At 38.2% G+C, this 19,256-nt stretch carries 17 protein-coding genes and 3 pseudogenes; 10 read left to right on the top strand and 10 right to left on the bottom strand.

Features of this window, described 5'->3' with window-relative positions; all coding sequences use genetic code 11:
• A partial coding sequence (locus DWA31_RS05790) for a transposase (RefSeq protein WP_136037979.1) occupies positions 1–382 on the bottom strand: 382 nt, incomplete at its 3' end.
• A 666-nt stretch (positions 383–1,048) separates the two neighbouring features.
• Here DWA31_RS05790 and DWA31_RS17450 point away from each other — a divergent pair.
• Together DWA31_RS17450 and DWA31_RS17830 are read left to right on the top strand one after the other, a co-directional pair.
• Complete coding sequence (locus tag DWA31_RS17450; RefSeq protein ID WP_245942505.1) at positions 1,049–1,744, top strand: PEP-CTERM sorting domain-containing protein; 696 nt, start codon at positions 1,049–1,051, stop codon at positions 1,742–1,744.
• Between the two features lie 341 nt (positions 1,745–2,085).
• Positions 2,086–2,232, top strand: a pseudogene (locus DWA31_RS17830) (MmcQ/YjbR family DNA-binding protein); the annotation flags it as partial.
• Positions 2,233–2,240: 8 nt separating this feature from the next.
• Here DWA31_RS17830 and DWA31_RS05780 read toward each other — a convergent pair.
• Together DWA31_RS05780 and DWA31_RS05775 are read right to left on the bottom strand one after the other, a co-directional pair.
• A complete protein-coding gene (locus DWA31_RS05780) occupies positions 2,241–2,537 on the bottom strand; it encodes a type II toxin-antitoxin system RelE/ParE family toxin (protein WP_114325698.1) in 297 nt (98 codons plus the stop codon).
• Complete coding sequence (locus tag DWA31_RS05775; RefSeq protein ID WP_114325697.1) at positions 2,530–2,763, bottom strand: type II toxin-antitoxin system ParD family antitoxin; 234 nt, start codon at positions 2,761–2,763, stop codon at positions 2,530–2,532. Before DWA31_RS05775 ends, DWA31_RS05780 begins: the two co-directional genes overlap by 8 nt.
• Positions 2,764–2,853: 90 nt before the next feature.
• Here DWA31_RS05775 and DWA31_RS17150 point away from each other — a divergent pair.
• A pseudogene (locus DWA31_RS17150) lies at positions 2,854–3,000 on the top strand (MmcQ/YjbR family DNA-binding protein); the annotation flags it as partial.
• Between the two features lie 15 nt (positions 3,001–3,015).
• Here DWA31_RS17150 and DWA31_RS05770 read toward each other — a convergent pair.
• From DWA31_RS05770 to DWA31_RS05760, 4 genes and pseudogenes are all read right to left on the bottom strand, one after another.
• Positions 3,016–3,699 carry a substrate-binding domain-containing protein gene (locus DWA31_RS05770; protein WP_342766948.1) on the bottom strand — a complete coding sequence of 228 codons (684 nt, stop codon included), beginning with the start codon at positions 3,697–3,699 and terminating at the stop codon, positions 3,016–3,018.
• Positions 3,700–3,717: 18 nt separating this feature from the next.
• Positions 3,718–3,861 (bottom strand): annotated as a pseudogene (locus tag DWA31_RS17765) (helix-turn-helix domain-containing protein); the annotation flags it as partial.
• Between the two features lie 113 nt (positions 3,862–3,974).
• Entirely contained in the window at positions 3,975–4,940 is a 966-nt protein-coding gene (locus DWA31_RS05765) for a siroheme synthase (RefSeq protein WP_114325696.1), read from the bottom strand.
• Positions 4,941–4,969: 29 nt separating this feature from the next.
• Complete coding sequence (locus DWA31_RS05760) at positions 4,970–5,455, bottom strand: putative 4-hydroxy-4-methyl-2-oxoglutarate aldolase (protein ID WP_114325695.1); 486 nt, start codon at positions 5,453–5,455, stop codon at positions 4,970–4,972.
• Positions 5,456–5,618: 163 nt separating this feature from the next.
• Here DWA31_RS05760 and prmA point away from each other — a divergent pair, with 163 nt between their 5' ends.
• The 6 genes from prmA to purD all read left to right on the top strand — a co-directional run bounded on the left by prmA (position 5,619) and on the right by purD (position 12,409).
• Positions 5,619–6,500 (top strand): 50S ribosomal protein L11 methyltransferase, encoded by an 882-nt coding sequence (gene prmA, locus DWA31_RS05755; RefSeq protein ID WP_114325694.1) that lies wholly within the window; start codon positions 5,619–5,621, stop codon positions 6,498–6,500.
• A 398-nt stretch (positions 6,501–6,898) separates the two neighbouring features.
• A complete protein-coding gene (gene dusB, locus DWA31_RS05750; RefSeq protein WP_114325693.1) occupies positions 6,899–7,918 on the top strand; it encodes a tRNA dihydrouridine synthase DusB in 1,020 nt (339 codons plus the stop codon).
• A gap of 51 nt (positions 7,919–7,969) precedes the next feature.
• The gene (fis, locus tag DWA31_RS05745; protein WP_114325692.1) at positions 7,970–8,257 is read left to right on the top strand and encodes a DNA-binding transcriptional regulator Fis; all 288 of its coding nucleotides are present in this window, start codon (positions 7,970–7,972) and stop codon (positions 8,255–8,257) included.
• A 128-nt stretch (positions 8,258–8,385) separates the two neighbouring features.
• Positions 8,386–9,987 (top strand): bifunctional phosphoribosylaminoimidazolecarboxamide formyltransferase/IMP cyclohydrolase, encoded by a 1,602-nt coding sequence (purH, locus tag DWA31_RS05740; protein WP_114325691.1) that lies wholly within the window; start codon positions 8,386–8,388, stop codon positions 9,985–9,987.
• Positions 9,988–10,229: 242 nt separating this feature from the next.
• Entirely contained in the window at positions 10,230–11,075 is an 846-nt protein-coding gene (locus DWA31_RS05735) for a class I SAM-dependent methyltransferase (protein WP_114325690.1), read from the top strand.
• 41 nt (positions 11,076–11,116) lie between these two features.
• Positions 11,117–12,409 (top strand): phosphoribosylamine--glycine ligase, encoded by a 1,293-nt coding sequence (gene purD / locus DWA31_RS05730; RefSeq protein WP_114325689.1) that lies wholly within the window; start codon positions 11,117–11,119, stop codon positions 12,407–12,409.
• 78 nt (positions 12,410–12,487) lie between these two features.
• Here purD and DWA31_RS05725 read toward each other — a convergent pair whose 3' ends face one another.
• From DWA31_RS05725 to DWA31_RS05715, 3 genes are all read right to left on the bottom strand, one after another.
• Complete coding sequence (locus DWA31_RS05725; protein WP_114325688.1) at positions 12,488–14,440, bottom strand: acyl CoA:acetate/3-ketoacid CoA transferase; 1,953 nt, start codon at positions 14,438–14,440, stop codon at positions 12,488–12,490.
• Positions 14,441–14,730: 290 nt separating this feature from the next.
• Positions 14,731–16,836, bottom strand: a complete 2,106-nt coding sequence (gene fusA, locus DWA31_RS05720) for an elongation factor G (protein ID WP_114325687.1) — start codon at positions 16,834–16,836, stop codon at positions 14,731–14,733.
• A 239-nt stretch (positions 16,837–17,075) separates the two neighbouring features.
• A complete protein-coding gene (locus DWA31_RS05715; protein WP_114325686.1) occupies positions 17,076–18,731 on the bottom strand; it encodes an AMP-binding protein in 1,656 nt (551 codons plus the stop codon).
• Positions 18,732–19,111: 380 nt separating this feature from the next.
• Here DWA31_RS05715 and DWA31_RS05710 point away from each other — a divergent pair.
• On the top strand, positions 19,112–19,256 hold a 145-nt coding region (locus DWA31_RS05710), incomplete at its 3' end, for a 30S ribosomal protein S10 (protein WP_281268619.1).

The raw sequence follows: 19,256 nt of genomic DNA, 5'->3' as shown, positions 1-19,256 counted from the left end.
GCTGAACAAACTGACGACACGTATTTTTAATGCCTGTGCTGTTGTCTTTTCTAAAGTCTGCGATGGTTTTAAAGTCAGGGGTTAAACGCTCGAGAAGCCACATTAATTCAACATTGCGGTGAGTTTCCTTTTCTAATCGTCGAGATGATTGGATACGATTCAAATAACCATAAATATAGAGTTTGAGCATCATGCCGGGATGGTAACATGGGCGGCCAGTTGCTTTGGTTTTGACTTTTTCAAACCCTAATGAAGCTAAGTCTACACTATCAACAAAAGCATCAATGACTCTTACAGGATTTTCATCGGTAACAAAGTCATCTAATGCTTCAGGGAACAGGGTAGCTTGGGTTCTTGATTGGCCTTTTATGTGATGAGACATTGCGGTAATCTCCTGCTTTGGTTTACCGCTTTATTATACTAAATCCTATCGTTGACTTGGATCCCCTGCTAAGACCGATTGATCATATCAATTGTGTACTTAGTCCAAAAGGTGATCAAAATTTAGTTTTCACACAGCCTGAGCTCAAAGCCGACTGTGGAGTTCAAATTCACTCACAACGGATAAAACTCCGTTAGTATGCATATGTTAAATTTTATTATATTGTTTCACTCGAACTTTATTAATATAAGCGAATATGATTTGTTACCTAAAATCAATACATTGAGTTCATAGTAATATCAACTGATGACAATCAAACATACTTGATTACAATTCAGTTGGTAGGTGCGTGCCGTATATACTGGTCTGTAGTGGTGTTGACGTGATTAGTTACAATAATCAACACCACTGAGTTTTTCAATTACACTACTGAAATCCATTAAATTACCGTTTGTTAACATTATCTAATGGATACAAGTTGTTGATGAATTATTTAGTGTCAGGATGTTTTACAGTGCTACTGAGTTGCAAATTCGTGTACGTATCAATATATTGAAATTGTTATACTTTTTATGTTGGTGCGTTTTTTGCTTGTGTCATATTTGTATTAATCATACTAATGATTCCCTACCATACATAATGGAAAGGGATTAATAAGGAACACATATGAATTTTAAAGGTTTAATCAGGATTTTAGTAGCTGTTTTTATATTCGGTTCTAGCTTCTACGCAAACGCTGGTATAATAACCATAGGATCTTTGACTTTAGATCAAGCAAACGATACCTATGTAAAGGACAGTTTGAACGGGTTAGAGTGGTTACGGTGGGATGAAGTAAATACACTAAATTATAGTCAACTTACTACTCAGCTGGAATCTGGTGGCACTTACGATGGCTGGCGGATCGCGCGTAACGCTGATGCGAACTTATTCGTTGATGCACTTTTCAACGGTTGGCATGGGGACACATGTAATAGTACATCCATATTAGAGATATGTTGGGAAAACTCCCCGTCAAGTGGACCTATCAGTGATTTTAGCATGATGATGGGTAATGGGTACGGCACAGACACATGGAACTACGCATGGTTCCTGAGTGATAATAATCTTGCAACAGAAGTGGGTTACATAGAACTATATAGCTCTGCGAATGACGACGCACCGACACGTGTACGAAAAAATAATGAATGGAGCACCATATCAAACTCGGACGCATTCTCAGCTACAGGATCTAACGCCGCCAACTCCATCGGATTTATGTTAGTACGAGAAGCGCAAGATGTACCCGAACCTTCGACACTTGCAATTTTTGCATTAGGAATGATTGGTTTAGCTTCACGTCGATTTAAGAAGCAATCTTAACTTAGTTTTTTAAATACTTAATTCTAGAAAACATCAATTGTAGTGATTGGTGTTTTTTTGTATCTGTTTTTTAGTTTAACCCTACTATATTCTGACGAATGTCTGCTGTGGTGGCTTTGTTCACATTCAGACTGAGCAGTTTATTGGTGAATAATCAGTTTCAAACGATACATGTATACATGAATGGGGAACGTCTGCTATCAGGAAGCTGCTTGTGTAATGTAGCTGTTCAGTTTTGTCCGCTGTAGATCACAACAAACAACTAATTATTTTATAAATTCTCAAATGGTAACTTTCGGTGTGTGGCATAAGTTGCTATTAATTTTATAGGTTGATTGTTGCATATGATTAAACGTTTGTGGAATACGATCATTTTAGAAGGCTCAATCCCCCAAGGTGAGATTGAACGGATGATTGATAATTCGTATTTGTTGGTGGTGAGTAATATGACTAAGAAAGATCAGCAGTCAATCTTACTGCACTTGTAAACGGATATTTAACTTATCAAATGAAGTTCATATTTCATTTGTTGATGTAATACACGAATGATAAAAATATCACGTTTGCGGACTTTAAAATAAACAGCATGTTTTCTATATAAGTAGCGGAAATAACCACTTCTAATATCTTCAACTTTATGCGCTAAATCAGGCTCGTTTGATAGCATGACAAAGCACTCTTCAAGTTCTGATAAGTACGATTCAGCTTGGTTTATATTGAAATTTTTATAGGTATATTGAAATATATTCGCGAGATCTATTGAGGCTTTTTCTGAAAGTGTATATTTAGCCATTCTTTATAATTTCTTTCTGTTCATTAATAATACCTGCAACGGTTAATGAACTTTCACCACTCATTTCACCTTCAATCAAAGCCATGCGTATTGCTTCTTTTTCACTTTGATTATGACGAATAAGGTCTCTAATATAATCACTCGCATTAGCAAAGTGGCCACTAGTAACTTGTAAGTCAATCCAGTGTCGCATTTCGTTTGGAATAGATATATTCAATGTTGCCATAGTCATTCCTCAATATGATTGTTCTATTGTTAATAATAGAAATTATTATGGCATATATTGGCAATGTTTGCCATGTGCTGGTTTTTAATTATGATTAAATGTTTGTGGAATACAGTGGTTCTTGATGGCTCAATTCCTCAAGGTGAAATAGAGCGGATGATAGATAATTCGTTTAAGTTGGTGGTGAGTAAAATGACCAAGAAAGATCAGCAGTCGATCTTGATGCGCTTATCATAATCATCCCCAAGATTCTTATTCATTTATAAAATTGCAGATCACTGATTTTATATAGGCATTTCGTTTGGTTTCAAAAGATTGACGGTTATGGCAAAGGTATAACGATTCTCCAACTGGGTGTTCAAGTTGATGTATCCGAATATGCGACTGTTTATGGAAGGCATTTACCGCATGTAATGGCAAAATGGTAAACCCTATACCACGGCTAACCGGTTCTAGAATTAAACTAATTTGATTAGAAAATCCTTTTCGATCAAATTGCTCTATATGCTCAAACGCTGAGAAATTTTTACCTAGTAATAATTGGGCATGATGCTGTGCATCGGGATGAAAAATAAAGCCTAGGTTAAGTAACTGTTGCCAATTAACTGATTTAACTTTATTTGATGTTACTAACACCAGTGGTTCCACGGCAATTTTTTTGCAAACGACATGATTGACTTTACTAAATTCGGTTAACAGACCAATATCGATTTTTCTATCAGCTATTTTTTCTTCAATATCACTATTCGGTGCAAAACTATAGTCAATCACTAAGTTTGAATGCTGTTGCTGAACATCTAATAGATAGGGGTATAACTTTAAGCCTACGCTGCCTGATGAGGCGATTTTAACAGTACCTGAAAACGGTTCATCTAATTTAACCGACGTTTCTAATTCTATTAAACTGTTGAGTAAATATTTGCCTTGCAGATGCAATTTTATTCCTGCTTCTGTTAATGAAAAAGATTTTCCATCTCTTATTAATAGCAGGGTATCAAGTTGATGTTCTAATTTTTTGATATGTTGACTAACACCAGACTGCGTCATAAATAACAGTTCAGCAGTTTGAGTAAAGTGACGAATATCAGCAAGGGTACAGAAAGTTTTAAGCTAAGTAGGATTTATCATAATACAATGTACTTATAACAGTTAAAGATAATCATTTTTTATAATCTATAATGTTGTCTATACTTTATCCATCAAATTAAGCGTTAGCTTCCGCTGACTAGCTCTTGTGTCGTTATATTACTGGCTGCTAGTGCTTCATTTTGTGGTAGAGCTCCATTACCGGCTAACAAATAAAGAACTCTTTGTCCTTGCTCTGCTAGCTCGATAGCATGTTGGTAATTAAGTAATATTTCAGATGAAATTGGTTGAGGAAATTTTTCTGCATCGCGACGAACATATTCAATCAGCTCGACATTTACCTTGTTATCATAAAAAACGGCGTCGACAAATTGCATTGCACGATGGGCGTTTAAAGTTAAATTATCAGGATTACCGTCTTGGGTATGAATAAAAATAATCTCACCACTAGGAGGCGCTATTTCTTGTTTAATACTTGCAATAAGTTGTTGTTCAGCTTGCTGTTGTTTACCATCAAGAACTGCTTGACCTATTGGGCCTCTAAGCGTATTTTCCCAAAAACTACGTCGATTACGTATGCCTTTCACCCGTGCTTTAACATGCTCTCGAAACTTATAAGAAAAGTCAGCTAATTTACCATAGCCTTGTGGCAGCGTTTTTTCTATTTGCTCGCGCAACATGCGAATTAAAATAGGTGCACTGCCAGAGCTAGATAACGCAATGATCATTGGGCTTCTATCAATAATCGCTGGAGTGATATAAGTACATAGTTCTGGTTGATCGACAACATTAGTTAAAATATTCAGCGTACTAGCTTCTTCAGCTATCGCTTTATTTACCATGGTCTCATCGGTAGCAGCTATAACTAGATTAATATGAGAAAAATGGCCAGTTTGATAATTATGCTTCAGCCAGGTTAATTTATGCAAATTAATTAAACGTTCAACACTAGCGCAAACATCTTTGCTCATTATTATAATGTTAACTGTCGTTTTTAATAATAGTTCAATTTTGCGTGAAGCTACTTCACCACCGCCAATAACCATAGCGGCTATATAATTTGCATCGAGAAAAATTGGGAAGTATTTCATTATTTTACGCTAGTGAGGAGGTGTTTCGATTATTTTAACACTAATTGTTTTTCGCTGATAGCTAAGCCATTCGCGTCACCATAAATAAATTGACCCGCTTTAAAATCAAGACCAGCAAATTGAATGTCTATATTGACTTCACCAACACCTAACTTTTCAGTTTTAATTGGGTTACAGCCAAGTGCTTTTACACCAAGCGCTAAAGTAGCTATGGTGCCTGCATCACGAATACAACCATTGATGACGATACCTTGCCAACCATTAGATACGGCGGATTCAGCCAGCATGTCACCTAACAATGCACGTATTAAACTTGCTTTGCCATCAACTACCATTACCTTACCTGTGCCGTTAGTTGCCACAAGTTCTTTTACTTTTGAATTATCATTAAAGCAAGACACCGTGACTATTTTGCCACTAAAGATAGTATTACCACCATAGTCGTTAAATAAAGGCTCCGCCAATTGCAGTTGCTCGCTATAGTCATCAAATAAATCGGGTAGTAGATCTAACATAGAGTTTACTCAGTATTATGTGAATTTGTGGTAACTCTATCATCAATGAATGATAAACTCTCATTGTGAATACTTATTGTCAGAATATACCCGTTCCAGCTGAATCATGCATCTTCAAGTAGAGCGGGTATAAAGCAAGAATACTTATTATTGGAATACTGAAATGCCTTGGATACAACTTAGATTAAGCGCCAATGAAGAAACAGCGGAAAAATATAGTGATTGGCTTGTTGCTTGTGGCTCGCAAGCGGTCACCTTTATTGACGCAAAAGATACGCCTATTTATGAGCCACTACCAGGCGATGAAGTTCTTTACTGGTCAAATACCGTTGTAATGGGTTTATTTGATGCCAATCATGATATGGATGAAGTGATTAGTTACTTACAAGGTATTCACCCTGATAAAACGGCAATGCAATATAAACTCGAGCAGCTAGAAGATAAAGACTGGGAGCGTGAATGGATGGATAATTTTCATCCAATGAAATTTGGTGAGCGCTTGTGGATTTGCCCTAGTTGGCGAGAAGTACCAGAGCCAGACGCCGTAAACGTGATGCTTGATCCCGGTTTAGCTTTTGGCACAGGCACGCATCCAACTACCGCGTTGTGTTTAACTTGGCTTGATGGCTTAGATTTGCAAGGTAAAACCGTGGTAGATTTTGGTTGCGGCTCAGGTATTTTGTCTTTGGCAGCATTAAAGTTAGGTGCGAAAAAAGTCATTGGTATTGATATTGACCCGCAAGCCTTACAAGCAAGCCTTGCCAATGCTAAGCGCAATAATGTTGACGACAGACTTGAATTGTATTTACCAAAAGACCAACCAACATTAAAAGCGGATGTTGTAGTGGCAAATATTTTAGCTGGGCCATTACGTGAATTGGCGCCTATTATTATTGAATTTGTTGGTGATCAAGGGTTACTCGCGTTATCAGGCATATTGGAAGAACAAGCTGAAAATCTACAAGAAATTTATGGGCAATGGTGTGATATGGCGCCAGTAACGGTGCAAGAAGAATGGGTTCGTCTTAACGGGCAAAAAAAATAGAGTTAACACCGTTATGCAATAAAGCCTTTGGTAATTAACTTGGATATATCGAAGGCATACAAGCACGATGTAACTCTCTTATATGGCCTTATTTTATTAAAATGTCTAAATTATAATGGTAATGCTATCGAAAACCTCGTGTTCGATCACGGGATAAGTTAATAGCAATTTACCATGCACTAGTGCTTATCTCTTCATTTTTCCATTTATAATTCATAAATATCACCTTTAAATCTGTTAATCAATTGTGCAAAAAACACTCACATCAATGCTTTAGTAAAAGTCAATATTAAAAACCTATAAAAAAACAACTTTTGTTTAAATTATATGCTTTTCAATGAGCAAAAAAACACGTAAACTTAGCGCCCTTTTGAAGAGTAGCTCAAAAAGTAATCAGCGTGAAGATAGGTTCGTATCAATTTGACAGTAACGTTTTTCTTGCCCCAATGGCGGGGATTACCGATCAACCTTTTCGAGAATTATGTTGTCGATTAGGGGCAGGTTTAGCTGTATCAGAAATGGTATCGTCAAACCCAAAGGTATGGAATACCGAAAAGTCTAAATTGAGAATGCTTCACAGTGATAACGCAGGAATTCGCAGTGTACAAATTGCGGGAAGTTGTCCTGATGAGTTAGCTTTTGCAGCAAAAATTAATGCTGATAATGGTGCACAAATTATTGATATCAATATGGGCTGCCCAGCAAAAAAGGTAAATAAAAAATTAGCGGGCTCTGCATTATTAAGAGAGCCAGCACAGGTTGAGCAAATAGTGAAATCTGTGGTTAATTCGGTAAATGTTCCGGTTACGTTAAAAATTCGCACTGGTTGGTGTGAAAATAGTCGCAATGGCATTGAAATAGCAAAAATTGCTCAAGATAACGGTATTGCTTCACTAGCAGTACATGGTCGTACCCGTAATGACTTTTATAAAGGTTATGCGGAATACGACACTATTAGAGCGATTAAACAGGCTGTTTCAATACCTGTGGTTGCCAATGGCGATATCACTTCGGTAGAAAAAGCTGAGCACGTTCTAAGCTATACGGGAGCTGATGCCATTATGATCGGCCGAGGAGCTCAAGGGCGACCTTGGATTTTTCGAGAGATTAATCATTTTTTGAAAACAGGAACCCATATGCCTGCGCCCTCAGTGAATGAGGTACGTTCAATATTAATTGGACACGTAAATGAATTACATCAGTTTTATGGTGATTATATGGGCGTGAGAATCGCTCGTAAACATGTGTCTTGGTATATACATTCCCTTGCTTTACTAAGTGAAGAGCAGGGTGAAGGTTTTACTGAAAAGTTTGCAGGAAACCAAGGCAAAGCTTTTAGAGCTACTTTTAATGGTTTATCGTCAACAAGCGAACAGCTTGAGATGTTAAACCTTTGTTTTGATCAGCTTGTTCATTAGAGAACGGTTGATTATTTTATTTATATTTATTAATAGAAAGAGTTGTGCATTATGTTCGAACAAAATATTTCTTCTCCATTCATTACTGGTGATATTCAAACGCAAACTAAAACGTCTCCGTTGCGTACACAAGCCAAAATAGCTATCAATAACTACTTAAAGCAGTTAAATGGTAACGACGTTGATGATATGTATGACCTTGTATTAAGCGAAATTGAAGCGCCAATGTTAGAAGAAGTGATGATGTATACACGCGGTAATCAAACAAGAGCCGCAAACTTACTAGGTATCAATCGTGGTACATTACGTAAGAAATTAAAAAAATACGGCATGAACTAGAATAGCAATTATTTTTAAAGCACCCTCGGGTGCTTTTTGTTTTTAAATCAATCTAAATATTTATTCCATTAGCTGTTCAGCGATATAAAAAATGAATAGTTAAATTTATTAAAAGGTACATATACAAAATGGATACTCCACGTCCAATTAAACGCGCACTGTTAAGTGTTTCTGATAAAGCAGGTATTGTTGAATTTGCTCGTCGCTTGAGTGAGAAAGGTGTTGATCTTCTTTCTACTGGCGGTACAGCAAAATTATTAGCTGACAACGGCATCAAAGTAACTGAAGTGTCTGATTACACAGGTCACCCAGAAATCATGGATGGTCGTGTTAAAACATTACACCCTAAAGTACACGGCGGAATTTTAGCGCGTCGTGGTATGGATGAAGCGGTAATGGAAGAAAACGATATCAGCGCAATTGATATGGTTGTGGTTAATTTGTACCCATTTGCTAATGCAGTTAGTGATGAAAACTGTAGCTTAGAAAATGCTATTGAAAATATCGATATTGGTGGTCCAACAATGGTTCGTGCGGCGGCTAAGAACCATAAAGACGTGACGATTGTTGTTAATGCTAGCGATTACGATCGCGTATTAACGGAATTAGATAACAACAATGATTCTTTAACGTATCAAACTCGTTTTGATTTAGCGATTGCTGCTTACGAGCATACCGCAAGCTATGACGGCATGATTGCTAACTACTTTGGTAAAATGTTACCAGCGTACGGTGAGAAAGACTCAGTTGCATCTTGTGAAAACAAAGTTAAGTTCCCGCGTACTTTTAATAGCCAGTTTATTAAAACACAAGATTTACGTTACGGTGAAAACTCACATCAAGATGCTGCTTTTTATAAAGAAGCTAATCCTGAAGAAGCATCAATTTCTACCTCGACACAATTGCAAGGTAAAGCATTATCTTATAACAACATCGCTGATACAGATGCTGCGTTAGAATGTGTTAAAGAATTTGATGAACCAGCTTGTGTTATCGTCAAGCATGCTAACCCATGTGGTGTTGCGATTGGTGATGATATTTTAGCAGCCTATGAAGGTGCTTATAAAACAGACCCAACGTCTGCTTTTGGTGGCATTATTGCCTTTAACCGCGAGTTAGATGCAGAAACGGCACAAGCCATTGTTTCTCGTCAATTTGTTGAAGTAATTATTGCGCCAAGCGTTTCTGATGCTGCTGCAAAAGTTGTTGCTACTAAGGCTAATCTACGTTTATTAGAATGTGGTCAGTGGGATACTAAATCGACAGGTTTCAATCTTAAACGTGTTAATGGTGGTTTATTAGTACAAGATACCGATCACGGTAGCGTAACTAGCGATGACTTAAAAGTTGTCACTAAACGTCAACCAACTGCTGACGAAATGCGCGATTTACAGTTTTGCTGGAAAGTAGCAAAATTTGTTAAATCTAATGCGATTGTTTACGTTAAAAATAGTTCAACTATTGGTGTTGGCGCAGGTCAAATGAGCCGTGTTTACTCAGCAAAAGTTGCCGGTATTAAAGCGGCTGATGAAAATCTTGAAGTTAAAGGTTCAGTAATGGCATCTGATGCATTCTTCCCATTCCGTGACGGTTTAGACGCTGCTGCAGAAGCGGGCATTACCGCGGTAATTCAACCGGGTGGTTCTATGCGTGATGATGAAGTTATTGCCGCAGCAGACGAGCATAACATAGCTATGGTATTCACCGGAATGCGTCACTTCCGCCATTAACAAAAAACCTTGTCGCTAGAGAACACAAACTCTTCACGATAAGTACTCACGTATAGTCATACGCTCCGTGCTTATCGTTTGAATTTGAATCCTCTAGCTTAAAGGTTGTTCGTTAAGCTAAGAAGTTAGAAGAAAGCAGTGTTGTTTGTTCATTTCATGTAACAATATCAACGCTGCTTGTTTGTTTGAAATCTGCTATAACTAATGAACTTTTAGTAATACCAAATAGTTATGGAAATATTATGACCAAATTAAAAAGTTTACAGTCGTTTATTACTTCAACAATAGTTGCTTCAACGCTTAGCCTTAGTGCACTGGGTAGTGTGAGTCTTTATGCTCATGAACATCATGACCATAGCAGTAAAGCGCTTGAACAATCTGTGTCAGGTGAACATCGTTCAGCTAAAAATAAAGCGCGAGATCAATATCGTCATCCAGTTGAAACATTGAAGTTTTTTGGTTTTAGCCCAGAAATGACAGTGGTAGAAATTACCCCCGGTGGTGGCTGGTATACAGAAATCTTAGCCCCTGCACTAAAAGGTAAGGGTAAGCTTTATGGCGCTCATTATCCTGATACTGGTGAAGATAACTATTATTCTAATTCACGTAAAAAATTAGAAAAAAAACTCGCTTCGAATATCGTGTTCAGCGAAGTAGTCTTAACTGATTTTGTACCGCGCAAGCAAAGCGAATTAGCACCGCAAGGTAGTGCTGATCTCGTGTTAACGTTCCGTAATTTACACAATTGGAAAGACGCGGGTGTTGAGCAAGTATTTAAAGATGCTTATAGTGCTCTTAAACCTGGCGGTGTACTCGGTGTAGTCGAGCATAGGTTACCTGCGGGTATTGCGCCTGAAAAAGCGAAGGGTTATGTTTCAGAAGCTAATACGATTAAGCAAGCAAAAGCAGCAGGATTTCGCTTTGCTGGCGCAAGTGAAATTAATGCTAACGCTAAAGATATGGCACAGCACCCAAAAGGTGTTTGGACATTGCCACCATCATTGCGTTTAGGCGAAACAGACAGAGCAAAGTATTTAGCGATTGGCGAAAGCGATCGTATGACATTAAAATTTGTTAAACCAGAGTGATTTTCTGGCTTAAATAATTGAGAATAAATAGGAAAATATAAATGAAAGTTTTAGTTATAGGCTCAGGTGGCCGTGAGCATGCACTGGCGTGGAAAGCGGCGCAGTCTAGTCAAGTTACTAAAGTATTTGTAGCCCCAGGCAACGCTGGTACTGCAACAGAAAACAAGTTAGAAAATATTGCTATAGATGTTAGTGATAATGATGCGCTAGTTGCCTTTGCCCAAAGTGAAGACGTTGCATTAACTATTGTTGGTCCAGAGCAACCACTTGTTGATGGTGTTGTTGATGCTTTTCAAGCACAAGGTTTAGCTATTTTTGGCCCAAGTGCTAAAGCGGCGCAACTTGAAGGTTCAAAGTCATTTACTAAAGACTTTTTAGCACGTAATAAAATTCCTTCAGGCAGTTATGAAAAATTCACTGAAGTTGAGCCGGCACTTGCTTATGTTCGTGAACAAGGTGCACCCATTGTTGTTAAAGCCGATGGTTTAGCGGCAGGTAAGGGCGTTATTGTTGCACTTACCTTAAGTGAAGCTGAAGATGCCATTACAGACATGTTAGCAGGTAATGCGTTTGGCGATGCTGGGCACCGTGTGGTCATTGAAGAGTTTCTTGAAGGTGAAGAAGCAAGTTTCATTGTGATGGTTGATGGTAAGAGTGTTTTACCTATGGCAACCAGCCAAGATCACAAACGTGCATTAAATGGTGATTTAGGTCCAAATACGGGTGGCATGGGCGCGTATTCTCCTGCACCTGTAGTAACAGCTGAAATTCATGACAGGATTATGAGTGAAGTGATTATGCCAACCGTTGAAGGGATGGCGAACGAAGGTGCTCCTTATAGCGGGTTTTTATATGCAGGCTTAATGATTGCTGCAGATGGTACACCCAATGTAATTGAATATAATTGTCGTTTTGGTGATCCTGAAACTCAACCGATAATGATGCGTTTACAATCAGATATTGTTGAACTTTGTTTAGCCGCTACCCGTGGCGAATTAGATAAAGCGACGATTGCATTTGATAGCCGTGCTGCTGTTGGTGTTGTTCTTGCGGCTAAAAATTATCCGGCAAGTTATCCTAAAGGTGATGTAATTTCAGGTCTTGATACCAACACCAATACATCAGCGAAGACTTTCCATGCAGGTACTAAGTTAAATGCTCAAGGTGAAGTAACAACTAACGGTGGTCGTGTATTATGCGCTACAGCTTTAGGTAATACGGTAACTGAAGCACAACAGCTTGCTTATGATCTATTGCATCAAATTACTTGGCAAGGTGTCGAATTTAGAACTGATATTGCTTATCGTGCGATAGAACGTGAGCAAAATGCTTAACGCAAACAAGCGTTAATACAGTACTGTACAGTTAATAAAAAAGGTTGGTAAGAAATTATCAACCTTTTTTATTTGGTATTACATATCTGCTCCTTCATGAATATGAGGGGCTAAACCCCTCTCTCTTAGGGCTTCACCTAGTTTTGATTTCATAAAAGCACTGGTACTATAGCGTGTGATTTTGCTGTAATAAAGATGCCCTAAACGGTTTATAGTTTCAAAATAATTTTCTATCAGTGTTGGCGGGATATAAAAATGATCATAATTGACTACAGCTTCAATCTTTCCTTCTACACCTGAAAGCTTTTCTATAACGGTGTTTTCAAGTGCTATTAAGTCGTTATTGTCAGTAATACGCCAGCCTTCAAAGTTGATAAATAGCGTATGTCTTTGATTACTATAATGAAAGCGTTGCGCTAAGGGAATGTCGTGAATGACTTTATCTAGTCCCATAGGCTTATCAATAAAAATTGATGGATCCATCACATCTAAATTTTTACTGATGATAGGATTAAATTCCATATGTGGCAAAATATCACGCTCTGGATCAATACCAGGAGCAATTTCAATTAACTCTACTCCAGCAGGGGTGAGTTGAAAAACACCGCGCTCAGTTATATAGAGTATTTTTTTGTTTTGTTTAACGGCTTGAGTACCGCTGAAAGTTATATGCTCCACATCTAATATAAACTTAGGTTTACTTATTTGAGATCCAACATCCAACTGACCGTCTATTATTTTAAGATGCTTCACACAGACACAAAAAGTACCCATAAAAACGACTTTTTTAGCAGATTGACTAATGTTGATAAATCCTCCTGCACCAGCCAGTTTTGGTCCAAATTTAGATACGTTTACATTACCGTGCGAATCCATTTGCGCTAACCCTAAAAAGGCAGTATCAAGGCCACCGCCGTCATAAAAATCAAATTGACTTGGCTGGCTAATTATAGCTTGTGCATTTATTGCTGCCCCAAAATTTAAGCCATTCATTGGGATGCCACCTACCACTCCCGGCTCTGTTGTTAGCGTGATATAGTCGATAATTTTTTCTTCATTGGCAACTTGCGCTATTCCTTCTGGCATCCCAATGCCCAAATTAATTACGCTATTCGCCTTCAATTCAAGGGCAGCACGCCGAGCTATAATTTTACGGGCATTAAGAGGCATAATAGGAATTTTTTCAGTAGGAACTTTCAGCTGGCCACTATAAGCTGGGTTATAGCTTTCACCAAAGGTTTGCCAGTGATTTTCAGGCTCTGATACTACAATAGCGTCGACGAGTAAACTTGGAATGATTACATCACGGCTGTTTAATGTGCCACGTGCAGCGATACGTTCGACCTGAACAATAACTAAACCACCAGAGTTATGGGCTGCTGTCGCTAATGCCAAAGATTCTAGTATTAACGCTTCTTTTTCCATGGTGATATTACCATCAGGATCTGCTGTAGTACCACGAATAATAGCGACGTTAATAGGAAAGGTTTTATAAAATAGGTATTCTTCGCCATTCAATGTCAATAAATCGACTAGCTGTTGTTTACTGCACTCATTGACACTGCCACCTCCTTGTCGAGGATCTACAAAAGTGCATAAGCCAATTTTACTAATAAAACCGGGTTTACCTGAGCCAATATCGCGAAATAAATGTGAAATGCAGCCTTGTGGTAAATTATAGGCTTCTATTTCGTTATTATTAGCCATGATTTGTAACTTTGGAACTAAGCCCCAGTGACCCCCAATGACAGTTTTTAGTAAGCCAACGTGGGCGAGATGATTTAATCCCTTGTCTTTACCATCACCTTGGCCTGCGGCATAAACAAGTGTTAGATCTTTTGGAGTACCGGTGTTAATAAAGCGCTCTTCTAAAGCTATGGCGATTTGCTCTGCAAAGCCAATGCCTACAAAACCTTCCGTTGCGATAGTTTCTCCATCATGGATAAGAGCAACAGCTTGCTGCGCAGTTAGTACTTTGTTTTTTGGAATATAGCCAGATTGCTTAAATAATGTATGGGAATCAATTGGCATAAAATTACCTCCGATAATGTATTATTCAATAAATATTATTGATAGCAATAGCTAGCGTGCCGTATAGGTAATTTAATTGCAATGACATATTAGTGCATTTTTTATCGATAAATTATTCTAATTTCTTTCTTCTTATACCGCTTTAACTTCAGCAATTACTTCTTCAGCTACGTTATTTGGACAAGGCACCTGTATCGTTATTGAGAGAATTCCAGTGGAATTTAATGCGTAAATCACAGGCACAAAAAAGCCCACCTAAGTGGGCTTTAAAATTAACAGTTAACTGTTAATTATTTTCTAGCAGCGTCTTTAGCAGCTTTTTGAGCTTTAACTTCAGCAATTACTTCTTCAGCTACGTTATTAGGACAAGGCATATAGTGAGAGAATTCCATTGAGAATTGACCACGGCCTGATGTCATTGTACGTAATGATCCGATGTAACCGAACATTTCTGAAAGAGGTACGTCAGCTTTAATACGAACACCAGAAACACCCGCGTCTTGACCTCCGATCATGCCACGACGACGGTTTAAATCACCAATAACATCACCAACGTGATCATCAGGCGTAAACACATCAACTTTCATGATAGGTTCAATTAACTGGGCACCCGCTTTTGGAATTGACTGACGGAAAGCACCACGAGCAGCGAGTTCAAATGCAACAGCAGATGAATCGACAGCATGGAAACCACCATCGTATAATTCAATTTCAACGTCTAATACAGGGAAACCAGCAAGAACACCAGTATCCATCATGCCTTTGAAGCCTTTCTCGATTGCCGGGAAGAATTCTTTAGGAACATTACCACCAACAACAACAGAGCTGAATACGAAACCAGAACCAGGTTCGCCGGGCTTGATACGGTAATCAATTTTACCGAACTGACCAGAACCACCAGATTGTTTCTTATGTGTGTAAGAATCTTCAATTTCAGTTGTGATTGTTTCACGGTAGGCAACTTGTGGCTTACCAACTTCTAATTCAACACCGTAGGTACGTTTTAGAATATCTACTTTGATATCTAGGTGAAGTTCACCCATACCAGATAAAATCGTTTCACCTGAATCTTGATCAGTTTCAACTTTAAACGTCGGATCTTCTGCAACCATTTTACCGATAGCAAGACCCATTTTTTCAGTTGAACCTTTATCTTTTGGTGTTACAGCAATTGAAATTACAGGCTTAGGGAATACCATAGCTTCTAGGACGATTGGGTTTTTAGGATCACATAATGTGTGACCTGTCTGAACGTTACTTTTCATACCAACAATTGCGATGATATCACCGGCTTGTGCTGAAGTCAGTTCGTTACGATCGTCGGCTTGCATTTCACACATACGGCCAACACGCTCAGTTTTACCTGTTGCTGCATTAAGAATGGTATCGCCTTTCTTCAATGTACCTGAATAGATACGTACGAAAGTTAATGTACCAAAACGGTCATCAGTGATTTTGAATGCTAACGCTTTGAATGTTTCATCTGCAGAAACGATTGCGTACTCACCATTAGGCTCACCTTCTTCATCAGTAAGTGGTTGTGGATCAACATCTGTAGGTGACGGTAAATAATCAACAACAGCATCAAGAATGTTTTGAACACCCTTATTTTTAAAAGCAGAACCACAGTAAGTAGGGAAGAAGTCCATAGTACGTGTACCTTTACGGATACAACGCTTGATATCTTCCATAGATGGCTCTGTACCTTCTTCTAGATATGCTTCGAAAAGTTCATCATCTTGCTCAAGAGCAGTTTCAAGAAGCATTTCGCGGTATTCTTCTACTTTATCAACCATGTCCGCAGGCACATCAGTGATTTCAAAGTTCTCAGGAAGACCTGTGTCATCCCATATCCATGCTTTTCGGGTAAGTAGGTCAACAACACCAACAAACTCATCTTCTTCACCAATTGGTAACACCATGACAAGTGGGTTAGCACCTAATACGTCTTTAGTCTGTTTAACAACACGGTAGAAATCAGCACCTAAACGGTCTAATTTGTTTACAAAGATAATACGGGCAACTTCTGAGTCGTTCGCGTAACGCCAGTTAGTTTCTGATTGTGGTTCAACACCACCAGAACCACAGAATACACCAACACCACCATCAAGTACTTTAAGTGAACGGTAAACTTCAACCGTGAAATCAACGTGACCAGGAGTGTCGATAACGTTGAAACGGTGATCTTTCCAAAAACAGCTTACCGCAGCAGACTGGATGGTAATACCGCGCTCAGCTTCTTGTTCCATGAAATCAGTTGTCGACTCACCGTCATGTACTTCACCTGTTTTATGGATCTGACCCGTAAGTTTTAAGATACGTTCAGTTGTTGTGGTTTTACCCGCATCAACGTGAGCGAAAATACCAATGTTTCTGTATTTGGATAAATCTGCCATTCGATTACTCTATTTAGTTAAGGTACATCCCGCTTTTTTCTTCTTATACTTATATAAGCTATAAGCTAAGTCAGTTAAAAAAGCAGAAGTTGTTGAAAATTTGCGCGCGAGTATACCATTACTGAACAACGATCGATAGAAAATTGGCAAACAAATTGTAAATAGCATGAAAAAGCAGCATAACGCTGCTTATATATAGGAGTAATAATAGGAATGTTAGTAATATGTAAAAAGAAAGTTTATCTTAATTCTCTTCGCAATAGCTTACCAACAGTTGATTTTGGTATTTCATCAATGAAGACGACATGTTTAGGCACTTTATAAGCGGTGAGCCTTTGACGACAAAACTCGATGACATCTTGTTCAGTAATGATTTCTGAATCGCAAGACTCTTTTTCAGTAACGACAAAAAGCTTCACTGCTTCACCCGTTTTAGCATCTTTAACACCAATACAAGCTGATTCTAGTATGCTGGGCATGTTGGCCACTTCAGCCTCAATTTCATTAGGATAAACATTAAAACCAGAAACATTAATCATATCTTTTTTGCGATCAATTATATGGAAGAAGCCATTATCGTCGAGCATGGCAATATCACCTGTTTTAAAATAACCATCATGTGTCATGCAGTCATTGGTTGCATCAACATTGTTCCAATAACCTGACATTACTTGTGGGCCTTTAGCACATAACTCCCCTGATTTACCTTGTACCACAGCATTACCATCATCATCCCGAATCGAAATGTCGGTGTTGGGCATGGGTACGCCAACACCTGCAATATACTCACTTTGATTTTTCTCTTTAGAGAATCGACCAAAGTTTGCGGTTAAAATAGGTGAGGTTTCTGATAAACCATAACCTTCATATAGTTTAACACCGGTAACTTGTTGCCATTTGTCAGCAACCGCTGTTTGATTTGCAGCGCCGCCGCCAATACAAAGTTTAAGTGAAGAAAAATCAACTTGCTCAAAACCAGGCGTATGTAATAAACCATTAAATAAGGTGTTAACTCCGGTGAACATAGTTGCCGGTGTATTTTTCCATATTTCTACAAAACTAGGCATATCACGAGGATTCGTTACTAACACGTTTTTAGCACCAAAATAGAAATATGCTAGCGTGTTCGCCATTAAAGCAAAAATGTGGTACATCGGAATGGCAGTAATAACAACATCATTACCATAGTGGATATGATTTTTGGCAAATTCTTGGTATTGCAAAATATTGGCGATTAAATTGCCATGGCTAAGCATTGCGCCTTTAGCTAACCCTGTGGTACCGCCGGTATATTGTAGGAATAGTAAATCATCTTGGCAAAGTGTAGGTTCAGACAACGCTACATTTTCACCTTGAGCTAGCGCATCGGTGAAGCTAATGGTGTTAGTTAAACGTTCATCCACCGGAGCGCAAGGCAAACCTTTGTTTGCTAAATCATCTAAGTTAACCGTAATAACATTTTTAACATCAGTATTACCGATAATATCAGCTAGCATTTTAGTTGAGGGTGAAAATATGATAATAGTATCAACTTGCGCATTATTAAGTTGGTGTTGTAGCTCTCGTGCGGTGTACATAGGGTTAACATTGACTTGTACAGCGCCAACACGAATGATGCCCCACATGGCTATTGGAAAACATAAAGTGTTTGGACACATAAGCGCGACACGATTACCTTTAGCAATATTTAATTTACCTTGTAAATAAGCCGCAAAATCACGAGATAGCTCATCTACTTGTTCAAAAGTTAATTTAGCTCCAAAATTACTATAAGCGGTTTGCTGTCGATATTTTGCTATTGTTTGTTGGAATAAATCGACTAAAGAAGAGTAGCGGCTTAGAACAACATGATGAGCTACGTTTTCTGGGTAATTGGCAAACCAAGGCTTAGTCATGAACTTTCCTTTATGTGAATAAATTTTTATCAGCTTAATCTTAATTGAGTTTAGTAAAAAAAATGTTGAAACGAAAACATATTTCTTTAATTAACTTTTTATTATAGGTACCGAATAAAACGCGATATAAATAAGCACTTGCTCAATTGTGTTATTTAGGTATAATACGCGTCCACATTCAGGTGAACTGAGTGTGTTCTGTTTTATGAGTTTTAATTTATTAAAGCGTAAAACAAGCTCAAAAGGTAACAAGTAAGTTATTTTTTGATACAGCAACCCTAATTTTGGGTTGAATGTTTATTAGTTAATACTCCCCCTTCCGGCACATAAGGAAGCAGAGGGATGTATTTTTTTGTTCTTTAAAAAGGGGATTTGTCTTCATGTCAAATCAAAGAATCCGCATTCGTTTGAAAGCGTTCGATCATCGTTTGATTGATCAATCTACAGCAGAAATCGTTGATACTGCAAAACGTACTGGCGCACAGGTTCGTGGTCCAATTCCACTTCCTACTCGCAAAGAACGTT

Origin of the sequence: Candidatus Colwellia aromaticivorans (assembly GCF_003333305.1) — a bacterium.
GTDB lineage: Bacteria > Pseudomonadota > Gammaproteobacteria > Enterobacterales > Alteromonadaceae > Colwellia > Colwellia aromaticivorans.
The sequence above is the reverse complement of the archived record's forward strand: the minus strand, read 5'-3'. Positions and strand labels throughout refer to the sequence as shown.

Coding starts and splice junctions, on each gene's coding strand:
- DWA31_RS17450 (WP_245942505.1), top strand. CDS start 1,049: ATGAATTTTAAAGGTTTAATCAGGATTTTAGTAGCTGTTTTTATATTC.
- DWA31_RS05780 (WP_114325698.1), bottom strand. CDS start 2,537: ATGGCTAAATATACACTTTCAGAAAAAGCCTCAATAGATCTCGCGAAT.
- DWA31_RS05775 (WP_114325697.1), bottom strand. CDS start 2,763: ATGGCAACATTGAATATATCTATTCCAAACGAAATGCGACACTGGATT.
- DWA31_RS05765 (WP_114325696.1), bottom strand. CDS start 4,940: ATGAAATACTTCCCAATTTTTCTCGATGCAAATTATATAGCCGCTATG.
- DWA31_RS05760 (WP_114325695.1), bottom strand. CDS start 5,455: ATGTTAGATCTACTACCCGATTTATTTGATGACTATAGCGAGCAACTG.
- prmA (WP_114325694.1), top strand. CDS start 5,619: ATGCCTTGGATACAACTTAGATTAAGCGCCAATGAAGAAACAGCGGAA.
- fis (WP_114325692.1), top strand. CDS start 7,970: ATGTTCGAACAAAATATTTCTTCTCCATTCATTACTGGTGATATTCAA.
- purH (WP_114325691.1), top strand. CDS start 8,386: ATGGATACTCCACGTCCAATTAAACGCGCACTGTTAAGTGTTTCTGAT.
- DWA31_RS05735 (WP_114325690.1), top strand. CDS start 10,230: ATGACCAAATTAAAAAGTTTACAGTCGTTTATTACTTCAACAATAGTT.
- purD (WP_114325689.1), top strand. CDS start 11,117: ATGAAAGTTTTAGTTATAGGCTCAGGTGGCCGTGAGCATGCACTGGCG.
- DWA31_RS05725 (WP_114325688.1), bottom strand. CDS start 14,440: ATGCCAATTGATTCCCATACATTATTTAAGCAATCTGGCTATATTCCA.
- fusA (WP_114325687.1), bottom strand. CDS start 16,836: ATGGCAGATTTATCCAAATACAGAAACATTGGTATTTTCGCTCACGTT.
- DWA31_RS05715 (WP_114325686.1), bottom strand. CDS start 18,731: ATGACTAAGCCTTGGTTTGCCAATTACCCAGAAAACGTAGCTCATCAT.